This window comes from Streptomyces sp. NPDC017520 (assembly GCF_044329855.1).
GTDB lineage: Bacteria > Actinomycetota > Actinomycetes > Streptomycetales > Streptomycetaceae > Streptomyces.
Window position 1 is genome coordinate 225759 of record NZ_JBIRKB010000005.1, and the last position, 20702, is coordinate 246460.

A 20702-nucleotide genomic window follows, 5' to 3' on the forward strand; every position below is an offset into this window, starting at 1 on the left:
CAAGTTCATGAGCTTGGCGTGTCACGTGAGTTCGCGCTTGAGGATCTTTCCCGTGGACGTCATCGGCAGGGTCGGCACGATCTCCACGATGCGCGGGTACTTGTAGCCGGCCATCTGCTCCTTGCCCCATGCGATCAGCTCGTCGGGGCGGGCCTCGGCACCACGGTCGAGGATGACGAACGCCTTGATCTCCTCGCCGTGGCTCTCGTGGGGCACGCCGATGACCGCGGCCAGGCTGACCGCCGGGTGCGTCATCAGGACCTCCTCGATCTCGCGCGGGTACACGTTGAAGCCACCGCGGATGATCAGGTCCTTCGCCCGGTCGACGATGTAGTAGAAGCCGTCCTTGTCCCTGCGTGCCAGGTCGCCGGTGCGGAACCAGCCGTCCCTGATGGCTTCGGCGGTGGCCTCGGGGCGGCCGTGGTAGCCCTTCATGACGTTGTGGCCCTTGACCGCGATCTCCCCGATGGCGCTGCCCGTGCCGTCGTCCTCGACCTCCGACCAGTCCGGGTTGACGAGCTTGACCTCGACGCCCCAGATCGGCACGCCGATCGACCCGGGCCGGGGCTCCCGCGTCGGATCGCTGAAGGTCGCCACCGGCGAGGTCTCGGAGAGGCCGTAGCCCTCCAGGACCTGGACGCCCAGTCGCTCCCTGACCTGCTTGATGAGCTCCGCAGGGAGGGACGCGCCGCCGGAGGCGCCGACGCGCAGGTTCCTCGCTATGCGCTCGACGTCGACGTCGTCGGTGAGCGCCTGCAGCAGGCCCCACCACATGGTGGGGACGCCCGCGAAGACGGTGATGTCCTCCTGCTGCATCAGGGACACCGTCTGCCGGGCGTCGAACCGTGGCAGCAGCACCAGCGTGCTCGCCGTCGAGAAGCCGGCGTTCATCTGCACGGTCGCCCCGAAGGAGTGGAACAGCGGCAGCACGACCAGATGGGTGTCCCGGGCCGGCCGGTTCTCCAACAGCTTGTTGCACGCGAGGGCGTTGAGAACCAGATTGGCGTGGCTGAGTTCGGCACCCTTCGCCTGTCCTGTCGTACCACTCGTGTAGAGCAGCACGGCCGGGTCGTCCCCCGACGTGCCGACGCTGTCGAACGTCGTCGCAGTGCCTCGCAGCGCTGCGCCCAAGGTCTCGGCGCTTTCGATCGGGCTCTCCGCAGCAGGGTCGGCGGTGATGACGAAGAAGTGCTCACAGGCCGGGGACCCGGTGAACCCGGCGTGTCCCTCCGCACCCGTCGGCAGGCCCTCGCCGCCCTCGAAGCAGAAGTACGCCTTCGCCTCCGAGTCGGCGAGGTGGTAGGCGACCTCCCGGCCCTTGAGCAGGATGTTGAGCGGTACGACGACTGCGCCGGCCTTGAGGATCCCGTAGTAGACGATGGGGAACCAGGGCACGTTCGGGCAGCTGAGCGCGACCTTGTCGCCGGGCCAGATGCCGCGGTCGACCAGGAGGTTGGCGACCCGGTTGGCGGCGGCCTCGACCTGGGCGTAGGTGAGACGCGTCGTGCCCAGGACGACGGCGTCCTGGTCCGGGTGCGTGCGGGCGGAGTCCTCGAGCAGGACCGAGAGGTTCAGCATGGTGGGTCTTCCGGGAAGGTGGGCCGGGCCAGGCCGCGGGGGAACGAACACGCGGCCTGGCTCGGAGCGGGTGAGGGTTGCGCATGGCTCGAAGCAGGCGTCACAACGTCCGCAGGAGCCGGTCGAGGGCCTCGGCCGTCGCCTCGATGTCGGGGGTGGTGTGTGTCGTGCTGATGAAGACCTTGCCGGACGGCATGAACAGGAAGCCCTGACGCAGCATCCCTTCGAGGATCTCGGTCCAGAGCCCGCTGGTTCCGTGGAGCCCGGTGGTCCCGCCGGCAGGGACGTACTGGAGGAGCGAGCCGACCCGGTTGAAGCGGCCGAACTCAGCGGATGGACCGAGAGCGCCGCCGACGAGTGCTTCGAACTCGGCCGAGGTCCGTTCGAGCAACTCGTAGACCGCGGGATCGGCCAGGGCCTGCATCGTCGCCGCGACGGCCGCCAGGGCGATCGGGTTGGCGTTGAAGGTTCCGGCGTGCACGACGCCGGTCGTCACCTGATCGACCAGTCCGGCCCGGCCGACGACGGCGCTCTGGGTGAACCCGCCGGCCATCGCCTTCCCGAAGACGGACAGGTCGGGCAGCACGCCGTACTTCTCGGCCGCCCCGCCCCGTGCGATCCGGAACCCGGCGATCACCTCGTCGAAGACGAGGACGACGCCGTGCCGGTCGCAGAGGGTCCGCAATGTCGACAGGAACTGCGGTGCGGGTGCTTCGACGCCGGCGTTGCTCATCACCGGGTCGACGAGCACGGCCGCGATGTCGCGCTCGACGGACTCGCTCAGCAGGCGCTCGGCCAGCTGTACGTCGTTGAAGCGCGCCACGACCAAGTCGTCGAGCACGCTTGCCGACTGTCCCGGTCCGCCGGGGGTGGCGGGGCGGCCGCAGTCGTCCTCGGACATCCCGGCGTACACGGTGTCGTGCCAGCCGTGGTAGCTCTTGGCGAACTTGAGGACGCGGCGCCGGCCGGTGGCGGCGCGCGCGAGGCGCAGCGCCACCTGCACCGCTTCGGTCCCCGTGTTGCTCCACAGCAGTCGCTCGCCGTGCGGCACGGCTTCGAGGACCGCTTCCGCCGCGAGGTACTCGAGCGGGTGGCCGGTGCCGACGACCTGCATCCTCGTCGCGACCTCGGTCACGGCGGACACCAGGCGGGGGTCGCCGTGACCGAGGACGAGCGGGCCCCAGGCCATCACGTAGTCGATGTACCGGTCGCCGTCCAGGTCCCAGACGTACGCGCCCCGCGCCTCGCGCACGAAGAGCGGATGGGGTGGCATCGCGGCGCGCAGCCCCGACCCCACTCCTCCGCCGACGCTGCGGCGGGCTCGCTCGAAGGCCGAGCGTGATGATTCCAGGGCCATGAGATCGCCCCTGCCTTTCAGTACGTGATCACCGAGCGGATGCCGATGCCGCGCTTCATCTGGTCGAACGCCTCGTTGACGTCCTTCAGACCGATCACGCTTGTCACCAGGGAGTCGAGCTCGATGCGATCGTTCATGTAGTGGTCGATCAGCAGCGGAAAGTCGGAAGCCGGCTTGCTGGAGCCGTAGTTCGAGCCGATGAGCGAGAGCTCCTGATCGGACATGACGAAGGGATCGATGGAGATCTTCAGGCCGTCCGCCACCTGCCCGGCGACCACCGCCGTGCCGCCCCGGGCCAGGACCTCGTAGGCCGACTCGATGGTGCGGGGCAGCCCGATGGCCTCGATGGCGATCTCCACACCGTGTCCGTCGGTGAGCTGTCGCACCCTGTCCGCGAAATCCTCGCGGCCGTTGTTGATCAGGTCGGTCGCGCCGAAGACGCGCGCCTGCTCCAGCTTCTCGTCGGAGATGTCCGCGGCGATGATCTTCCGCGCGCCGGCGAGCCGGGCACCCTGGATCGCGTTCAGGCCGACGCCGCCGCAGCCGAGGACCAGCACGGTGTCGCTCGGCCGCACGCCGGCGGTATTGACGGCCGCGCCGACGCCGGTCGTGACGGCGCATCCGACCAGAGCCGACTGCGGGAACGGCGCGTCGTCCCGGATGGCGATGGCGCCCGATTCGGGCACGAGGGTGTACTGGCCGAACGTTCCGAGGCCCGCGAAGCTGAGCACGTCGCCCCCGTCGGCGGAAGTGATCCGGGACCGGCCGTCGAACGACAGGTGGTTTGCCGAGTGCTGGCTGACCATGTCGCAGAGGACGGGCCTGCCACTGATGCAGTAGCGGCAGCGGCGACACGAGGGCGTCCAGGACAGCACGACGTGGTCGCCCTTCTTCAGTGTCGTGACGCCTTCGCCGACGCTCTCGACGATCCCGGCTCCCTCATGGCCGAGGATCATCGGCGTAGGAACCTCCCATTCGCCCAGGAGGACGTGGAGGTCGCTGTGGCACACCCCGCTCGCCTGGAGCCGCACGAGTACTTCGCCGGGCGGAGGCGTCGAGGGGATCGTCACTCTCTCGACGGTCAGTGGTTCGTTCGGCGTCCTGAAGACAGCGGCGTCGAATTCGATGGTCATGAAAGTCTCCCTTCCGAGTTCCGGGCGATCACGTCCGAGCGGTGCGGATGAGCTTCCTGTTGGCGAACTCGTCGATTCCCGCCCGGCCCAGCTCGCGGCCGAAACCGGACAACTTGACTCCGCCAAAAGGTAGTTCCGCGCCTTCGAGGCCGACGCCGTTGATGAAGACCATGCCTGCGTCGATCTGGCCGGCGACGCGCAGCGCCTGCTCGGTGTCCGTCGTGAACACGTAGGAGCCCAGCCCATACGGCGTGCCGTTGGCCAGTGAGACAGCCTCGTCCTCGGATGCGACCCGGTAGACGGTCGCGACGGGGCCGAAGAGCTCCTCGGCGGCCGACGGCGACGTCGGCGAGACGCCCGTCAGCACGCCGGGCGGGAAGTAGGCCCCCTCGCGCTCTCGTGCGGAGACGAAGGCCGCCCCGTCAGCGACGGCCCGCTCGACCTGTTCCTCGACGTACTCGGCGGCGGCGACCGAGGACAGCGGCGCCAGGCCGTCGGTCAGCGCGAGCACCTTCTCGGTGAACTTGTCGAGGAAGGCGTCGTAGACGTCCTCGGCGACGATGAAGCGCTTCCCGGCGTTGCACGCCTGACCGGCGTTCTCGAAGCGGGTCTCGACCGCCGCCTGGACCGTGGCGTCCAGGTCGTCGGTGGAAAGCACGATGAAGGGGTCCGAGCCGCCCAGTTCGAGCACCACCTTCTTGAGGCTGCGCCCGGCCTTCTCGGCGACCTCCGCGCCGGCCCGCTCCGAACCGGTGAAGGAGACGCCCTGCACACGGGGGTCCGCGATGGCGCGACCGATCTGTTCGCCGGTGGCGTGGACGTTGACGTAACAGCCCTCGGGGAAGCCCGCGTCCGTGAACAGCTGCTGGAGAGCCGCGGACGACTCCGGACACTGCGACGCGTGCTTGAGCACGATGGTGTTGCCCAGCGCGAGATTGGGTGCGGCGAACCGGGCCACCTGGTAGTACGGGTAGTTCCAGGGCATGATCCCCAGCAGCACGCCGACCGGCTGGCGTCGGACGAAAGCGGTGCCCTCCCCCTCCAGGAGCTCGATCGGCTCGTCGGTGAGGAACTTCTCCGCGTTCTCGGCGTAGTACCGGTAGATGGAGGCGCTGAACTCGACCTCCCCGACGGCCTCGGCCACCGTCTTGCCCATCTCCCGGCGGATGATCTCGGCAAGATGCTGGCTGCGCTCGCTGTGCAGGGTTGCGACGGCATGCAACAACTGGGCGCGCTCTTCCACGGAGGTCCGCCGCGACCACCGCGCGTAGGCGCCCGCCGCCGCGTCGAGTGCCGCGTCGACGACCTCGTCCGTCGCGGTGGGGTACTCCTTGACCAACTTGCCGGTGGCCGGGTCCACCACCGCGTACACGTGCCTCTTCGCCATGCTGACTCCTTGTTGGTGTGACGGGTTCACGCGACGGCCCCGGTCGCGCGGGCCGGGTTCGCGTCCGAGGCCGCGTTGTGGTCGTGCAGTGCGCGGTAGGCGCGGAAGTAGACGAATCCCTGGGTGCCCCACGTCGCCAGCGCGGCGGTGTAGAAGATCGTGCGGTTCGCGTCGTCGAACGGCAGCGGGAAGAAGTCGTAGATCAACGCGATGGTGGTCCCGGCGGCGGTGACCAGGCCCGTCCAGATCGCGAGCCGCTTCGCGCCCGCGTTCCAGAGCCGCTTCGCGAAGTACCCGAGGAAGACCGCCGTGAGGAGGTTGACGACGACATAGAACACGGCGACCCAGAACGCGGTGCCGCCGGTGTGGAGATCCGCGCCGTGGAAGGGCCGGAGGAACAGACCGGCCACGATCGCGACTCCGAACACGGCGACGTCGACGCTGCGGCTCGGCTTGTAGCGGTGGGTGACCTTCATCAGGCCCATGATCAGAATGAGCGTGATGCCGACCGACCTGGAGAAGGCGTCGAAGAAGTACGCGACGTCGTACAGGACGCTGTCGCTCTCGGCCCCGAGCAGCGACCAGAGCAGGAAGTTGCTGCCCGACGTCGCGACGACCATCAACTCGAGACCGAGGAGGTAGTTGCCGTACCGGCGGATGAGTTTCCAGCCGTAGAAGTAGCCGACGAAGATCATCCACAGGTCGGCAAGCAGGAACAGCGCCTCCTTCAACGCGACGCCCCCTGTCGGACGTCTCGGGACAGGAGGGTGGCGATGTTCTCGGCGGTGCGCTGGCCCGTCAGGACCGCGCCGTTCATGGTGCCGGCCCATTCGCCGGCGGTCTCGGTGCCGGCCCAGTGGATGCGTGCGTGGGGCTCGGTCAGCGCCTTGCCGTAGCTCGTGGTCGCGTGGGGACCGGCGACAGGGTGGGGGCCGCCCGGGGCGAAGGGTTCCGCTCCCCAGCAGTGGTCCAGGTAGTCGATCGGGGTGCGGGCCTGCGGACCGTAGAGGTCGACGAGCTGCCGAACGACCAGGTCGCGTCGGGTCTCGGGGTCGAAGCCATCGAAGACGCGAGGGTCGCAGAAGGCCATCAGAACACCCGGTCCGCCGGGGGCGGGGGACACGTCGAAGGTGATGAACACGGTTCCGGTGTCGGTCAGCGCCTCACCGGAGAAACCGTCGGTCCGCCAGAACGGCTTCTCGTAGGCCACGAAGGCCTTGCTGAGGACACCCATGCGCCAGGTTCGCGTCAGCCCCTCGGCCCGCTCGGGCAGAGCGGGCTCGAACTCGATGGTGGCGCGGTGCGCCGGTGCGGCCGTGACGATCGCGTATCCCGCGTGGATCTCGCCGGAATCGGTGCGGACGGTGACGCCGTTGTCGTCCTGCGTGATGCGGCGCACCGGTGTCTCCAGTCGCACGCGGTCGCCGAGCCGCTCCGCCACCCGCTTGGCGATCTCCTGGGTGGTCTCGACGAACCGGTCCTCGTTCGCTCCGCCCTCGACGTCCAGCATGTGATGGAGCCCGCCCGCTGCACGGATGTAGCGCATCACGTGCAGCAGGGAGACGTCTCCCGGGGTGCAGCCCCACTGCACCTTGCTGACGATGGTCATCAGCGCACGGGTGCTGGGCAGCGCGCACTTCCGGTCGAGCCACTCGCCGAACGAGATCGCGTCGAGCCGGCCCGCTTCGGGCGTCTCCCACGCGGCGTTCACGTCGATGGTCGCGACCAGCTTGCTCACCGCCGTCTGCATGCGGGCCATGTCCACCAGGACCGCGGGGGAGACCTTGGGGATGGTGCCGCTGTAGGTGCGGCGCCGTCCTGCCATCCACAGCACGTTGCGACCCTGGTCGAACTGGCCGGTCGTGGTACATCCCATCCGGTTCGCGAGGTCCCGGATGGCGGTGTGGCGTCGTGCTACCCATGTCGCTCCGAGGTCGACCTTCACGCCCGCCACCTCACCCGAGAGCGATCGGCCTCCGACGCGGTCGCGGGCTTCCACGACCAGGACGGACCGCCCCATGCTCACCAGCCGTTCGGCAGCGCTCAGACCGGCGAAGCCGGCACCGACGATCACGACGTCGACCGTGGTGTCCCCGGAGTCGGATTTACGAGATCCGGTCATGGTTTCCTCCTTCACACACGCTGTTCGCGTGCTGCGAGATGTAGGTCGTGATGGGGGCGACGAGGCCCTCGGGAATGTGATGGCCCATACCGGGAATGACCACGTGCTGGGCCGAGCGGATTGCCCGAACGGTCGCGACGCCGCCACTCGGGTCGACCAGCGGGTCCCGGTCACCGTGGATGACCAGCGTCGGGGCTGTGATTCTGCTCAACTCGGCCGTACGGTCTCCGGAGCGCTGGATCGCCTGGATCTGGCGTGCCGTGCCGGCCGCCGGTTCGCCGGCGCTGCGGTCCCACCCACGAGCCGCGATGGCCGCCTCGGCCGCGTCATCGAGGGGATGTTCCGTTCCCGTGACGTGCCGGGTGAGCCGCAGGTGGGCACGGACCGCCGCGGTCCTGTTCCTCGCCGGCGGCGCGGCGAGGAGCCGGATCGTCGACAGAGCCGGCTGACCGACCTTGCGCCCCCCGGTGGTGGAGTAGAGGGAGGCCAGCGACAGGACCCGCTCGGGCGCCGTGGCCGCGATCGTCTGCGCGATCATTCCACCCATCGACCGCCCGGCCAGGTGTGCCCGCGCGATCCCGAGGTGGTCGAGTACGCCGACGGCGTCCCGGGCCATGTCGGACAGCGCGTACCCGTCGCCGCGCGGACGCCCGGCGATCTGACGCCAGAGCCCGGGAGGGGGAGCGGCGACGAACGTCGACCGGCCGACGTCGCGGTTGTCGATCCGGACGACCCGGAAGCCGCTGGTGACCAGGGAGCCGACGAACGAGTCGGTCCAGAAGGTGAGGTCCTCGCCCAGTCCCGCGATGAGCAGCATCGCGGGATCGGCCTTGTCGCCGTGGTCCCGGAAACAGATCGTCATCCCGGACGGCAGGGTCGCGTACTGGTCGACGGTCTCGGCGCGGCTGGTCTCAGGCATGGGTGGTCCGCCTCCCACCGGGCAACTGGGCGGCCGCCCGGCGCGCGCCGAACTCGAGGTGCTCGTCGGCCACCGGGCCGCGCAGGGCCCTGGCGTCCTCGGGGAAGGACATCGCCATCCGCCAGGGCTTCTCGGGGCCCTGTTTGGGCATGAACTTCTCGCTGCGCTTGGCGTATCCGGCCTGGATGTCCATGACGGGCCGGCGGTTCGTTCCCGACGGTGCGACCGGAACCACCGTGTCGTATCCGCGGGCGTCCATGTGCCTGACCAGGTCGATGAAGTAGCGGCACATCAGGCTCACCTTGAGCGTCCAGGACGAGGTGGTGTAGCCGATCGCCATCGCCCAGTTCGGGATGCCGCTCAGCAGCATGCCGCGGTAACAGAGCGCGTCCGCGAGGTCGACCTGGCGTCCGTCGACCACGAGGGGCATGCCGCCGAAGAGCTGCAGGTTCAGTCCCGTCGCGGTGACGACGACATCGGCCTCCAGCTCCTCGCCCGACGCCAGGACTATGCCGCGCTTGCTGAACCGGGCCACGGCGTCGGTGACGACGGAGGCCCTTCCTTCCTTGATCGCGTCGAAGAAGTCCCCGTCCGGTGCCACGCACAACCGCTGGTCCCACGGGTCGTACGGCGGGTTGAAGTGCTTGTCGACATCGAATCCCCTGGGAAGGCGCTTGACGTTCTCACGCCGGATGAAGGCCCGTCCTGCCTTGGGGAACCTCCGCAGCCCCTTCACGACGGCGTGTTCCGTCCAGATGTTCTTGAACCGCGTCACGGCGTATCCGCGCTCTTCCCCGAGCAGCTTCGTGAGCGCCAGGGCGGCCCTGTCGACACGGGGGAGCGCCATGACGTAGGTGGGGGTGCGCTGCAGCATCGTCACGTGCCGGGCGGCGCCCGCCCCGGTGGTCATGGCGGGCACCAGCGTGATCGCGGTCGCGCCGCTGCCGATGACGACGACCTTCTTGCCGCTGTAGTCGAGTCCCTCGGGCCAGTGCTGCGGATGGACGATCCGGCCTTCGAACTCGTCCCTCCCCGGGAACTCCGGGGAGAACCCCTCGTCGTACCGGTAGTAGCCGGTGGCGGCGAAGACCCATCCCGCGTGGATCGTCCTGGTCCGGGGCGCTCCCGTGGCGGGGTCCGACGTCTGGACGGTGAGGGTCCACCGTGAGTCCGCCGTGGACCACTCCGAGCGGACGACCCGGTGGCCGAGCCTGAGGACGCGCTCCAGGCCGTTCTCCTCGACGGTCTCGTGGAGGTATCCCTTTATGAGGGGAGCGTCGGCGATCGCGGCTTCGTGGCGCCAGGGCTTGAACGCGTATCCGAACGTGTGGAGGTCGGAGTCCGAGCGGATGCCGGGATAGCGGAACAGGTCCCACGTGCCTCCGATGTCCTCGCGCGCTTCCAGCACGGCGAGCGACTTGTCGGGCAGCTCCCGGCTGACATAGGTGGCCGCGCCGATCCCGGAGATCCCTGCTCCGATGATCACCACGTCGAACTCCTCGACGGCGTCCAACACCTCAGCTGTCATGGCGTTTCCTCGCTGTTCCTGTGGCGGATACCTCACTGTCGCGAGCAGCGACCGCCTGCGAGAACGACAGCGGGCACCTCCTTTGCCAGGGCTCGGTGCACGATGCACAGGCGGGCCGGGCCGCTGCGCCCATACGGTGTCCGACGTTCGGGGCGCGGCCCCGGTGGAGCCCGCGGCCAGGTCCTTCCGGGAGCAGGGCGGCCGGAGACGGCTGTCCGGCGGCCGGCCATGCGCCAGTCATTGCGGCAGCGAGACCGGCGTGACAGACGTTCGTTGGATCATGACGGGGTGAACCGTCGCCATGAACTGCCCGATGCCGAGCATGAGTTCGTCCGGACGTTGACAAGACCGCCGGGTCCGATGAAGCAGCCGTCGCCTTCGCGTCACCGTTTCTCGCTGACCGGGCTGTGCGCCGTGCACCACCCCCGGGAAAAATAGGTGCTCGGTGTCGTTCTCGCCGCGGTCGTGGCTGAGGACAGTGGGATACGAGGCAATCGCCACAGGCGAAGTCCAGTTTTGCCGAACACCATGGCGAGGGTGCGCCGACCGGGGTGCCTAGGGGTGTGCGTCGAGTAACCAGACTGTCACCGTGGGGCTAGGTGCGCTCGCGGCAGGGCTCGGATGGGATCTCGACACGGTGGACGTGGCAGAGGCCGAACCCGCTGTCGTGACGACTTCGCCGCGCGTCGGGGACCACATGTGTATCGAACCGGGGCAGATAGCGGCTGTCACCCATGCCGCCCGGGGTGTACTCAAAGGCGAAGTGGTGATCGATCTGGAGATCACGTTCGGATTTTTCGAACCGGTCGATGAAGTGGCCGCGGGGGACGACTACCGGATCGTCGGAGAGGGGCGGGTCGTCGACCTTCGTCGCTCCGTGGGCTTCGACTCCCTCCTCAGCATCATCGCAGCGGCGGTCAATGCCTCGACCGCGGTCGTCGAGGCGCGTCCCGGTCTTCTGTGGACGGGGGACCTTCCAGCCCGCTCGGTCGCGGCCAAGGGAGAGCGACGAGGAGCCGGGGCCTCGGGGGCGCTGCCGAGCGGGCCACGCGGAGCCGAGGCAAGCCGAAAATCCCATCCAGGAGGAGATCAGGACATCATGAGGACCGACGGCACGAAGTACAACAACTTCAGCGGCTGGATCGACCGGCCGGACGACGTTCAGCCTGCACTGGACGGCGACCTCACCTGTGACATCGCCGTCATCGGCGGCGGCATGGGTGGCATGGCGGCGGCGCTGCGCCTCGCGGAGCGCGGCCAGGACGTGGTGCTGCTGGAGGCCGAGTTCTGCGGCTACGGCGCAGCCTCGCGCAACGGCGGCCAGATCGCCGGGGCGCCGGGTGGCGACCTGCGGATGCTCAGCCTCCAGTCCCCGAAGAAGATGCCGGTCATGGCCAAATTGGCGGAGCACGCGGGCCGCTACGTCGAAGACCTCATGAAGACGCACGACATCGACTGCGACTACGTGGCGAACGGCCTGGTGTGGGGTGCGGTCTCACCCCTCATGATGCTCAGGGTGCGCACCCAGGCGGCGATCCTGCGTGCCTTCGGCGGGAACGGGACCGTCGGGAGCCGGGAGGAACTCGGCCTCCCTGCCGGCTTCGTGGGCGGTATGCGGGAATCCATCGGCGGGATGCTGAACCCGGGCAAGCTCGCTCGTGGTGTGCGTCGCGCGCTGCTCGCCTCATCGGCCAGGGTCTTCGAGCAGTCGCGGGTGAGCGATGTCCGGCGGACAGGCGGCATCGTCGAGCTCACGACACCGAACGGCACCGTACGGGCCGACAAGGTGATCCTCGCAACCAACGTCTACGGCGGCGAGTGGGACATCACGCCCAAGAACCTGGCGACGCCGCTGTACGTCATCGAGATCGAGTCGGAACCCATCGCGCCGGAGCGGCTCGCCGAGCTGGACTGGACCAGCCGGTCCGGCATCATCACCCAGCACCAGCTGATGACCCACTACCGGCTCACCGAGCGCAACACCATCGTCTGCGGGGTCCGCCAAGCACAACGGGGTCAGACCTATCCGCTCCCGGACCGCGTCCCGGACCCCGTAGTCGTGCAGGACATGGGGAAGGACCTGGCCAAGCGGTTCCCGACGCTGTCCGACGTGGCGATCGAGCGGGCCTGGGGCGGTTGGATCGGCATCAGCCCGGACTGGCTGTCGGTCGCCGGTCAGGTGGGCGACAACGTCTTCTACTCGATGGCCTGCAACGGCCACGGCCTCTGCCAGGTGCCGTACGTGGCCCATCAGCTCGCCGACTACGTCGTCGACGGTGAGATGTCGGATGACCTCGCCGGTATCTGGTCGAACGCCTCGAAGTACTCGCCATCGATGTCGATGCTCATGCAGCCGCTCGTCCTCCGAGCGGTCTGGAGGCTCGACCGGTTCAACGACTTCTTCAACGGCAGCAAAACGCTGGCGCGCCGACGTCGCAGGCGCGGGGACTCCTGAAGGTTCGGGCGGAATATGCTCCGTGACGGCGTGACGTGAGATCGCCACCCGCTACGACCAGACCGCCGAGTTCTGCGAAGCTGCCGTAGTCATCGCATCAGGTCCAGCCTGATCCTCCGCAGCTGTGCGCCTGTGGCCCCTTCGAGAGCGGCGGCGGCTTCCCGCTCCGCCTGCTGTCCCATCGTCACCGATGGACATGGTGCGCTCACCGACTGTCCGAGGCTACGGTCGTGTGCCTGTCAGGTGACGGGCCGACCCGGACGAGTCCTTTCCCGGACACGGGGCTAGTCCATGCGCATCAGGGGTAGCCGGTGCGCCCCGGCGGAGGGGGCGACGGCGTCGAACCGCTTGTGGCGCCGGTGAGGGCGTGGTAGGTCTGCCACCGTTCAGTGTGAGGGAACAGTGGCCGAACGGCCCGTGCGTGCGTCCTCGTCCAGGCCGCCGACGAGCCCTTCACCTGTCTGTGACGCGGCATGTCGGGAGCCTCGGTTCCCCGAGACCAGAGGGACACTGAGAACATGGAAGAGCTGTGGCCCCCGCCCTCGCGTGAGGTCGCGGATGCGATCAGGTCACTTTGCCAGCGCCTGCTGACGGAAACGGACGCCCTGGTCGGCGCCTTCGCAAGGCCCTCTCTCGTCGCCCAGAACGACCCCGCCCTCCTCGCGGACGCATCGCTGGTCGAGGAGGATCGCGCGCTCAACCGCTCTGACCTGGTCCAATGGATGACCGCGAATGTTCAGCAACCGGGACGGCGGGTAGAGCCCTACGTCAGCCCCAGGACCACGGCGTACATCAACGATCTCGTCTCCCGGGGCATCGCGCCCGACTTCGCCGGTGCATGGCGCGTGGCCCTGGGGATCGGCTGGCGGCGGTGGCTGGAGGAGTGCGTGGCGGACTGTGCCGACCCCGTCCTTCTCGTGGAAGTCCTGGACGTGACGGCGCAGTCGCTGGTGCAGTACGCCCTCGACTCCGTCGCGGCCCTGCGGCAAGCCGGCCTCGCCGCGGCGATGGGTAACACGGATGCCGAGGGGATCGCGCTGATTCAGCTGATCGCCAGTGGGGCGCCGATGGCGGAGGACCTCGCCGAAGGCCGCCTGCGCTACCGGATGGCGCGGTGGCACGTGGGTCTTGTCCTCTGGGTCGATGACCCCCGGCAGGCCGGTGCCCTGGACGACGAGGTCTCCGCCGTGCGATCCGCCGCCGGCGGCCGGAGCGCGCTGGTGGCGCGGGCCAGCGCCACGTCGCGGTGGATCTGGCTCTCGGGAGAAGTCGTCCCGGACCTTCACCACGTGGAGAATGATCTCGTGGCGGCCGACGAGGTCCGCGCGGCGGTGGGAAGGCCGGGGCGCGGTCTCGATGGATTCCGCTCCAGCCACCAGGACGCCCTCGCGGCGCAGGCGCTGGTGATCCGGCTGGGATCCGACCGGCGATTCACCGCCTACGCCGATGTCGAGCTGATCGACGCGCTCACGAAGGATCGTTCCGGCGCACGCAGGTTCGTCCTCAGCACCCTCGGGCCGTTGGCCGAAGCCGACACAGCGCTACGGCAGGCCCTCCTCACCTACGTGCAGTGCGGCTTCAGTACCACCCGGGCAGCCGCCAACCTCTATGCGCACCGCAACACCGTCGAACGGAGGGTCTCCCGCGCCAACGAGCTCTCGGCCGTCAAGGTGGAGACCAACCCGGCCCATGTGGCGGCGGCGCTCCTGGTGCTGGACATCGCGCCTGACATCGTGACGATCGCTCCGAGCTGAGCTCACACCACGGGGTCGCACGGCCACATCCTGCCGCTCATGCTGACTTTTGCTGACCTTCGAGACTTACAAGCCGCTGACCTACGGTCATGTGCGTTGCTCGTCATTCTGGAACTGGATCGGACGTTCGCAGGAGGAGATCGAACAGGCCGGCGTGCTGCGAGAATGCTGGTGAGATCCCGGGGAGATCCTGCGACCCTGAGTACATGCCTCGACGCATCATGTTCGTGCAGCTGAAAACGGGTTTCGACACCGACCGCGGGCCCTCATGGATCGGGTGGGTGGACTTTTCGAAGACGTGGGGGACCGCGAACTTCCACGGGCGAACGCTGCGCCGTGCAGGGGGGATGTTCGATGCCAACTTCTACGACATCGAGACCAGCGAGGAGTTCTGGGTCTCCGGTCCAAAGCGGGACCGTGCTGACACCCGCTACGCCCCCTCGGACCCCGAGGTCGAGCCGGAAGCAGCCGAGGCCTATGCAGCCTTCCTGGATGGCGCGCCTCTGCCGGGCCGGGAAAACGGCTAGTACGGCTTGGTCACGCGCGATCCGTGTTGGCTGCCCGGGACCACCCCGCTGCACCGCCCGTTCACTACGGAGGTTGCACGGTGGTCCACCTCCTGTGCAGGGGGCAAAAGCCCCTCGCGGGCGTGCGCCCCGGTAGCGTGCCGGCGCACGCCTCGCCCTTGATCGGCTACATCACGAGAGGGGACGTGGTCCTCCCCCGGAGATCTATTGTCCTGCTCCTCCCAGTAGAGCAGCCCGCGCGATTGAGGCCGCCCGACCAGGGACGGGCCGAGCTGCTGTAGTCCACACTGCCGTTCCGCCATTTGTACGGAGTCGCCAGTGCCGCTCCGCAGAAGTCGTGGAGGGGGCCGGAAGGCGGGGAGCCGGCCGGCGGGGTCCGGTGGCGGCCTTTCCGTCGCCGGGCCGGGCTCGGACGCGGGGGATCAGCGGTCGCCGCCGTGGAAGACGCAGCCGACCGTGGCGCCGCCGCCCATGCTGACGACCCCCACCGCCGGATCGGCGCTGCCCCGGACGAAGCCTCCCGCGTAGCCGTCGTCCTCGGCGCCGCGTGCGCTCAGGTAGAGGCCCCAGTTGAGGAAGAGTTCCCGCACGCCGCCGGCGCCGTCGGGAAAGGGCTCGGCGGTGGGACGTACACGGCGCTGGAGTACGAACGGGCCGTCCATCGCCGAGGCGACCCTGCTTTCCCACTCGGCCGGGTCCACCGTCCAGCCGGCGATGATGCCGTTGCCGCCGTGCAGCAGCGTCGGCTTGAGGATCAGTTCGTGCTGGTGCCCCAGGGCGTGGGCGAGCAGGTCGACCCGGGTGCCGCCGGGGTCCGTGGCGCGGGGGCGCACGTACCGTGTCCACGGCAGGATCCGGTCGAGGCAGGCCAGTTCGGCGGCATCGTACCGGTCACGGTGCTCCTCGTCGGAAAGCATCGCCAGGGTGCCCTTGTTGCCGTACAGCTCGGCGTCCAGACGGCTGAACAGGCCCAGCCTCCCCTGTTCGACCGCGGTCAGCAGCGGCTCCAGCTGGGCCGCCGCGGTGGGGTCGGTGAGGTCTTCGGGCAGGAAGTACCGGAAGACGACGTCGACGGTCCGGCCCGCGGCCGTCGGACGGCCGTTCGGGTACGTGATCGCGCCGAGGTCGCAGGCGATCCCTTCTGCCCCGAAGTCGGCCAGCTTCTCGGCGAAGACCCGCAGTCGAGGTCCCACGACGGCGAAGTTCTCCACCGTGTCCACCACGGCGACGACGGGCGCCCGGCCGGTGGGGATGTTCGCGGCACACTCCGCGTACATGGTCCGCACCATGTGGCCCAGCGTGTCCTCGTAGCGCAGCCCGTGCCGCCGTACGAACTCTTCGAGCGGGGGATAGGCCAGCATCGCCCGGTTGATGTCCGCGTTCTCGAAGCCGCCGAGGGCGCTGGTGATGTTGAATTCGAGAAGTTTGAATCCCGTGCCGTCGTGGTACAGGTCGGCCCGCCCCAGCGGGAGAAGTGACCCGGTCCGGGCGCTCCGCGTGATGAGCGCCGACTGCGAAGGGTCCAGCCCGACCGCCGCGGCCAGTGCGGTGACGCTTCCGCCGAACCCGCGTTCCGGCAGCGAGCGCAGCAGCCCGTAGACCGTGTGGAGGTCTGCCACGAGGGCGCGGAGCTCGCTCTCGCCGAGGAAGGCGGGGCCGGTCAGGAACCGGTCCTGGTACGCGAGTCTCAGCGTGGCGGACTCCAGGGCCGCGGCCGTGGGGCTGCCCGTCGGCCCGTTCCGCGCGAGCTGCTCCCCGTACGCGTGGCCCAGCCGCGACCTGGTCGGGGTGCGCGGACTCGTGGTCGTCGTCATGGGGTGTCCCTTTCCGGAATGGGCCGTGCGTTCGTTACGGTGCCGCGTTCGGTGCGCCGCGGTCCAGGGCGCTGCCGTGTCCGGTGCGGTGCGGCCGTCCCGCGGCGCGCCGGACGACTGCCCGCTCAGTCCGATTCCGTCGTGCGCGGAGCCGGGTCGGCGCGGGTGATCCACCGGCGGCGGGCGCCCACGAGGAGCCCCGCCGCGACCACCGCCATGACGACCGCGCCCGCCCCGAACACGGCGCGGGTGCCGACCTCGGCGGCGACGAACCCGCCGGCCGCCGCACCGACGGGCAGTCCGCCCCAGGCCACGAGCCGGTACACACTGTTCGCCCGCCCGAGCAGGTGCTGCGGCACCAGGGTCTGCCGCAGCACGACCACGACGACGTTCCACGTCACCGTCCCGCAGGCGAAGATCGCGAGGGCCACGCCGGCCGCGTACATCGAGGGCACGGCGGCGAGCACCGTCTCGCTCGTGGTGATCAGGACGGCGGTTGCGACCAACGCACCTTCCCGGCCGAGCCGTTCCGTCAGCGCGGGGGCGAAGCGTGAGGCCAGGACGGCTCCCACCGCTTGGCAGGCGAGCAGGACGCCGTACCCGAACGGACCCAGGCCGAGCTCCTTCCCGCTGTGCACCACGAGGACCGCGAGCATCGCGCTCCCGGCGAGGTTGATCAGACAGGACACCAGGGCGAGGCTGCGCAGCAGATGATGCGAGAACAGCCATCTGGCGCCGGCCAGCATCTCCGACATCACGCCGGACCTGTCCGGTGCACGCTCGACGGGCCTGGTGCGGCGGATACGGCTGATCAGGACGGCGGAGCACAGGAAGGTGGCCGCGTCCACGCCGAAGGGCAGAGCCGTCGCCACACCGAACATCAGCGCGCCGAGGAGCGGCCCGATGAAGCCGGTGCCGGCCTCCTGCGCGGCCATGATGCGGGCGTTGGCGGTGGAGAGACCCGCCTGCGGGGTGATGAAGGGGACGAGTACCTGGGCGGCGTTGCGGCAGAGGACCTCGCCGACGCCGAGCAGGAACATACAGACGTAGAGCAGCGGCAACCCGCCCCAGCCGCCGAGGATCCCGAGGGTGAGCACCGCCAGCAGGACGGCCCGGCCGACGTCGACACGCACCATCATCGCCCGGATGTCGATGCGGTCCACCAGCAGCCCCGCCGGGATGCCGAACAGCAGGAAGGGCGCGGTGAAGGCGACCGAGGCCGCGCCGATCAGGCGGGGGTCGTCGGTGAGTCGGGTGGCCAGCAGGGGCGCGGCGGCGATCGTGGCCCCGTCACCGAGCGAGGACACCGCGGCGGACCACCACAGCCGGGAGAAGTCACGTCCCAGAGCGGGCCGTTGCGCGTCGGCCTTGTCGGTCGTCGGCGCGGTCATGAGCGCGCGTGGCAGCGCGACCGGCAGTACATTGCCTCCCCCTTCGACGTGGCTGCCCCGCCGTCGACGCCCCACCAGCCCGTCGTCGTGCGCCGAGACCCGCACAGTCAGGTGCACGGGGTTCCCGAGAGTAGTCGGCGTCCGCGGTGGAGTCGAGGAAAAGATCAGGTCCTGCGGGGAAAGGTACGTAACCGGCGCTCACGTGCCCGGGACTGAGCCGCCGAGCGCCTCTCAGGAAGATCAACCGATGCACGAATGAGGGGGGTTGTGTCCTGCGGTCTTCTGATATGTTCGCCGCCGCTGGGCGGGTGAATCGGCGGCCGGCGACGTGCGTGCATGGGAGGGCATGCCGTCAATGGGGCTTCAACACACCGAGTCAAGCCTCCGGTTCGCGCTCACGGCCGATTGTTTCGGCGCGACGACATGCGGCCGGTGATTCCTCGTCCTCCAAGCACGACCGCGCATCGCCTCACTGACGCTTCACCTCTCGGCGGCCGACCGGCACGGACGACTGACCGACGGCTGCCCGAGGGAGAGGCATCGTGTCCGACCGCGTCGGCACACGGCCCGGAACGGACGGAGATCCCGGAGAGGCACCTGGCCCCCCGCGGCCAGGACCGCCACGGAGCTGCCGCGCGCAGATGGAAGGGTGGGAACAACGTTCATGAGAACCTACGAACCCGACGTGGCGAGACAGACGACCGGCGCCCGCCGTCGCCACTCACATCATCCGCCGGCCACCCGCCTCCGGCGCCCCGGAGGCATCCGTTGAGTCCCGCGGCGGGCCTGACGAACGCCCGTCCGGACATCGTCGAGACCGTGACGGTCGCCGTCATCGGCACCGGGGCGATCGGGCGGGACCTGGTCGGAAAGATCGACCGGTCGCCCGGGCTGGACTGCCGGCTGGTCGCCGGGCGCAATCCGGAGTCGGCGGGCCTGCGGTACGCCGAGAGCCTCGGCTGCCCCACATCCGCCGCGGGCATCGAGGCCGTACTGGCGGCGCCGATTCCGTTCGATGTCGTCTTCGACGCCACCAGCGCCGCGTCCCACCGGGGCCACTGGCCGCTGCTGGAGCCGCTCGGAACGCTGGTGATCGACCTGACCCCCAGCAAGGTCGGGCAGATGGTGGCGCCCACCGTGACCGGGGTCGCGGCCGAGGCCGCGCGCAACGTCAATCTGATCAGCTGCGGAGGCCAGGCGTCCGTTCCGGTCGTGCACGCGCTCGCGGCCCGGTTCCCGGTGACGTACCTGGAGGTCGTGTCGACCGTGGCGAGTGACGTGGCCGGCCGCGCGACCAGGCTGAACCTCGACGAGTACGTGACGGCCACCGGTCACGCCGTGACGACGTTCTCCGGCGTGAGTGACGTCAACGTGATCCTCAACATCAGCCCGGCGGTGCCGCCGGCCACCTTCCGCACGGTCATCCATGCCCGGGTGCCCGACGCCGATGCGGCGGCGGTGCGAGCGGTGGTCGACCGGGCGGCCGAGCAGGTCCGGTCCTTCGCTCCCGGGTACGAGGTCGTCGCCTGCACCGCCGCCGACGACCTGGTGACGATCGTCCTCAAGGTCACGGCGCACAGCGACGTTCTGCCCCCGTACGCGGGGAACCTCGACATCATCAACGCCGCCGCCGTCATGGTCGCCGAGCAGTACGCGGCCCGGCCGGACCGGGTGTCCCGGACGGGAGTGTCGTCGTGAAACACGTGGTGATCCACGACCCGACGTTGCGCGACGGCCAGCACGCCGTCCGCCACCAGCTCGGCCTGACCGCACTGCGCCGTTACGCGGAAGCGGCGGACGCGGCACGGATCCCGGTGGTGGAGGTCGGCCACGGCAACGGCCTGGGCGCCTCCTCGTTGCAGGTCGGGCTGGCAGCGGCGACCGACGACGAGATGCTGTCGACCGTTCGAGAGGCGCTGCGGCACAGCCGGTTGGGCACCTTCATGCTGCCCGGCTGGGGCACCTCCGAGGACCTCCGACGGGCGATCGCCCACGGGGTCGACGTCTTCCGCGTCGGCGTGCACGCCACCGAGGCGTCCCTGGCCGAGCACCATCTGGGCTTCCTCCGGGACGCGGGCGCCGAAGCCCACTGCGTCCTGATGATGAGCCATATGGCCTCCCCGGACGAGCTGGCCGAGCAGGCCGCACGGGCCGTCGGATACGGCGCGCAGGGTGTGGGGATCATGGACTCCGCCGGGCACTTCCTCCCTCCCGACGTCACCGCGCGGATCGGCGCGATCGTCGAGGCGGTCGACACCGTCCCGGTGATCTTCCACGGGCACAACAACCTCGGTATGGCCGTCGCCAACTCGGTGGCCGCCGCCGACGCCGGTGCCCTGATCATCGACGGCTGCGCCCGTGGCTTCGGAGCCGGGGCGGGCAACACCCAGCTCGAAGTGCTGGTGCCGGTGCTGGAGCGGAGCGGCTTCGCCACGGGCATCGACCTGTACGCGCTGCTCGACGCCGCCGACCTCGCCGAGCGCGAACTCATGCCGGCACCACCGGTGACCGCCTCGATGAGCATCGTCAGCGGTCTGGCCGGAGTCTTCTCCGGCTTCAAGCACCGGGTCGTCGAACTCTCCGGGGCCGCGGGTGTGGACCCGCGCGAAGTCTTCTTCGAACTCGGCCGACGGCAGGCCATCGCCGGCCAGGAGGACCTGATCGTGGACGTGGTGGCGGAGTTGAGCGGCCGCGGGACCGACGGCTGACGCGGTAGGAGACCTGGCGACGAGAGGAG

15 protein-coding genes are annotated in these 20702 nt (G+C 69.5%); 5 read left to right on the forward strand and 10 right to left on the reverse strand.

Annotated features, from left to right (window positions below; genetic code table 11):
* Positions 1 to 21: 21 nt before the first annotated feature.
* The 8 genes from ACH4KB_RS14335 to ACH4KB_RS14370 all read right to left on the reverse strand — a co-directional run bounded on the left by ACH4KB_RS14335 (position 22) and on the right by ACH4KB_RS14370 (position 10024).
* A complete protein-coding gene (locus ACH4KB_RS14335; RefSeq protein ID WP_398066261.1) occupies positions 22 to 1578 on the reverse strand; it encodes a long-chain fatty acid--CoA ligase in 1557 nt (518 codons plus the stop codon).
* 100 nt (positions 1579 to 1678) lie between these two features.
* Positions 1679 to 2935: an aspartate aminotransferase family protein gene (locus ACH4KB_RS14340; protein WP_398066262.1), complete on the reverse strand. Its 1257-nt coding sequence runs from the start codon at positions 2933 to 2935 to the stop codon at positions 1679 to 1681.
* 17 nt (positions 2936 to 2952) lie between these two features.
* Positions 2953 to 4068 (reverse strand): Zn-dependent alcohol dehydrogenase, encoded by a 1116-nt coding sequence (locus tag ACH4KB_RS14345; RefSeq protein ID WP_359617542.1) that lies wholly within the window; start codon positions 4066 to 4068, stop codon positions 2953 to 2955.
* Between the two features lie 28 nt (positions 4069 to 4096).
* Positions 4097 to 5455 (reverse strand): NAD-dependent succinate-semialdehyde dehydrogenase, encoded by a 1359-nt coding sequence (locus ACH4KB_RS14350; RefSeq protein WP_398066263.1) that lies wholly within the window; start codon positions 5453 to 5455, stop codon positions 4097 to 4099.
* A gap of 26 nt (positions 5456 to 5481) precedes the next feature.
* Positions 5482 to 6186: a transporter gene (locus tag ACH4KB_RS14355; protein ID WP_398066264.1), complete on the reverse strand. Its 705-nt coding sequence runs from the start codon at positions 6184 to 6186 to the stop codon at positions 5482 to 5484.
* A complete protein-coding gene (locus ACH4KB_RS14360) occupies positions 6183 to 7577 on the reverse strand; it encodes a flavin monoamine oxidase family protein (RefSeq protein WP_398066265.1) in 1395 nt (464 codons plus the stop codon). The genes ACH4KB_RS14355 and ACH4KB_RS14360 overlap by 4 nt, the downstream gene beginning before the upstream one ends.
* A complete protein-coding gene (locus ACH4KB_RS14365; protein ID WP_398066266.1) occupies positions 7561 to 8496 on the reverse strand; it encodes an alpha/beta fold hydrolase in 936 nt (311 codons plus the stop codon). The genes ACH4KB_RS14360 and ACH4KB_RS14365 overlap by 17 nt, the downstream gene beginning before the upstream one ends.
* A complete protein-coding gene (locus tag ACH4KB_RS14370) occupies positions 8489 to 10024 on the reverse strand; it encodes a flavin-containing monooxygenase (protein ID WP_398066267.1) in 1536 nt (511 codons plus the stop codon). The genes ACH4KB_RS14365 and ACH4KB_RS14370 overlap by 8 nt, the downstream gene beginning before the upstream one ends.
* 589 nt (positions 10025 to 10613) lie before the next feature.
* On the opposite strand from ACH4KB_RS14370, the gene ACH4KB_RS14375 reads away from it, so the two are divergent.
* From ACH4KB_RS14375 to ACH4KB_RS14385, 3 genes are all read left to right on the forward strand, one after another.
* Entirely contained in the window at positions 10614 to 12479 is a 1866-nt protein-coding gene (locus ACH4KB_RS14375; protein ID WP_398066268.1) for an FAD-dependent oxidoreductase, read from the forward strand.
* A gap of 518 nt (positions 12480 to 12997) precedes the next feature.
* Positions 12998 to 14233, forward strand: coding sequence for a PucR family transcriptional regulator (locus ACH4KB_RS14380; RefSeq protein ID WP_398066269.1), 1236 nt, complete (start codon positions 12998 to 13000; stop codon positions 14231 to 14233).
* A 206-nt stretch (positions 14234 to 14439) separates the two neighbouring features.
* On the forward strand, positions 14440 to 14760 hold the full coding sequence (locus ACH4KB_RS14385) for a hypothetical protein (RefSeq protein WP_398066270.1): 321 nt from the start codon (positions 14440 to 14442) through the stop codon (positions 14758 to 14760).
* 422 nt (positions 14761 to 15182) lie between these two features.
* Here the strand turns inward: ACH4KB_RS14385 and ACH4KB_RS14390 are convergent, their stop codons facing one another.
* Both ACH4KB_RS14390 and ACH4KB_RS14395 read right to left on the reverse strand, forming a co-directional pair.
* Positions 15183 to 16574, reverse strand: coding sequence for a hypothetical protein (locus ACH4KB_RS14390; protein ID WP_398066271.1), 1392 nt, complete (start codon positions 16572 to 16574; stop codon positions 15183 to 15185).
* A gap of 125 nt (positions 16575 to 16699) precedes the next feature.
* Complete coding sequence (locus ACH4KB_RS14395) at positions 16700 to 17965, reverse strand: MFS transporter (RefSeq protein ID WP_398066537.1); 1266 nt, start codon at positions 17963 to 17965, stop codon at positions 16700 to 16702.
* A gap of 768 nt (positions 17966 to 18733) precedes the next feature.
* Between ACH4KB_RS14395 and ACH4KB_RS14400 the strand changes: the two genes are divergently transcribed.
* On the forward strand, positions 18734 to 19663 hold the full coding sequence (locus tag ACH4KB_RS14400; protein ID WP_398066272.1) for an acetaldehyde dehydrogenase (acetylating): 930 nt from the start codon (positions 18734 to 18736) through the stop codon (positions 19661 to 19663).
* Positions 19660 to 20673, forward strand: coding sequence for a 4-hydroxy-2-oxovalerate aldolase (gene dmpG / locus ACH4KB_RS14405; RefSeq protein ID WP_398066273.1), 1014 nt, complete (start codon positions 19660 to 19662; stop codon positions 20671 to 20673). The genes ACH4KB_RS14400 and dmpG overlap by 4 nt, the downstream gene beginning before the upstream one ends.
* Positions 20674 to 20702 lie beyond the last annotated feature (29 nt).

Coding starts and splice junctions, on each gene's coding strand:
- ACH4KB_RS14380 (WP_398066269.1), top strand. CDS start 12,998: ATGGAAGAGCTGTGGCCCCCGCCCTCGCGTGAGGTCGCGGATGCGATC.
- ACH4KB_RS14335 (WP_398066261.1), bottom strand. CDS start 1,578: ATGCTGAACCTCTCGGTCCTGCTCGAGGACTCCGCCCGCACGCACCCG.
- ACH4KB_RS14385 (WP_398066270.1), top strand. CDS start 14,440: ATGCCTCGACGCATCATGTTCGTGCAGCTGAAAACGGGTTTCGACACC.
- ACH4KB_RS14395 (WP_398066537.1), bottom strand. CDS start 17,965: ATGACCGCGCCGACGACCGACAAGGCCGACGCGCAACGGCCCGCTCTG.
- ACH4KB_RS14370 (WP_398066267.1), bottom strand. CDS start 10,024: ATGACAGCTGAGGTGTTGGACGCCGTCGAGGAGTTCGACGTGGTGATC.
- ACH4KB_RS14350 (WP_398066263.1), bottom strand. CDS start 5,455: ATGGCGAAGAGGCACGTGTACGCGGTGGTGGACCCGGCCACCGGCAAG.
- ACH4KB_RS14340 (WP_398066262.1), bottom strand. CDS start 2,935: ATGGCCCTGGAATCATCACGCTCGGCCTTCGAGCGAGCCCGCCGCAGC.
- ACH4KB_RS14360 (WP_398066265.1), bottom strand. CDS start 7,577: ATGACCGGATCTCGTAAATCCGACTCCGGGGACACCACGGTCGACGTC.
- ACH4KB_RS14345 (WP_359617542.1), bottom strand. CDS start 4,068: ATGACCATCGAATTCGACGCCGCTGTCTTCAGGACGCCGAACGAACCA.
- ACH4KB_RS14390 (WP_398066271.1), bottom strand. CDS start 16,574: ATGACGACGACCACGAGTCCGCGCACCCCGACCAGGTCGCGGCTGGGC.
- ACH4KB_RS14365 (WP_398066266.1), bottom strand. CDS start 8,496: ATGCCTGAGACCAGCCGCGCCGAGACCGTCGACCAGTACGCGACCCTG.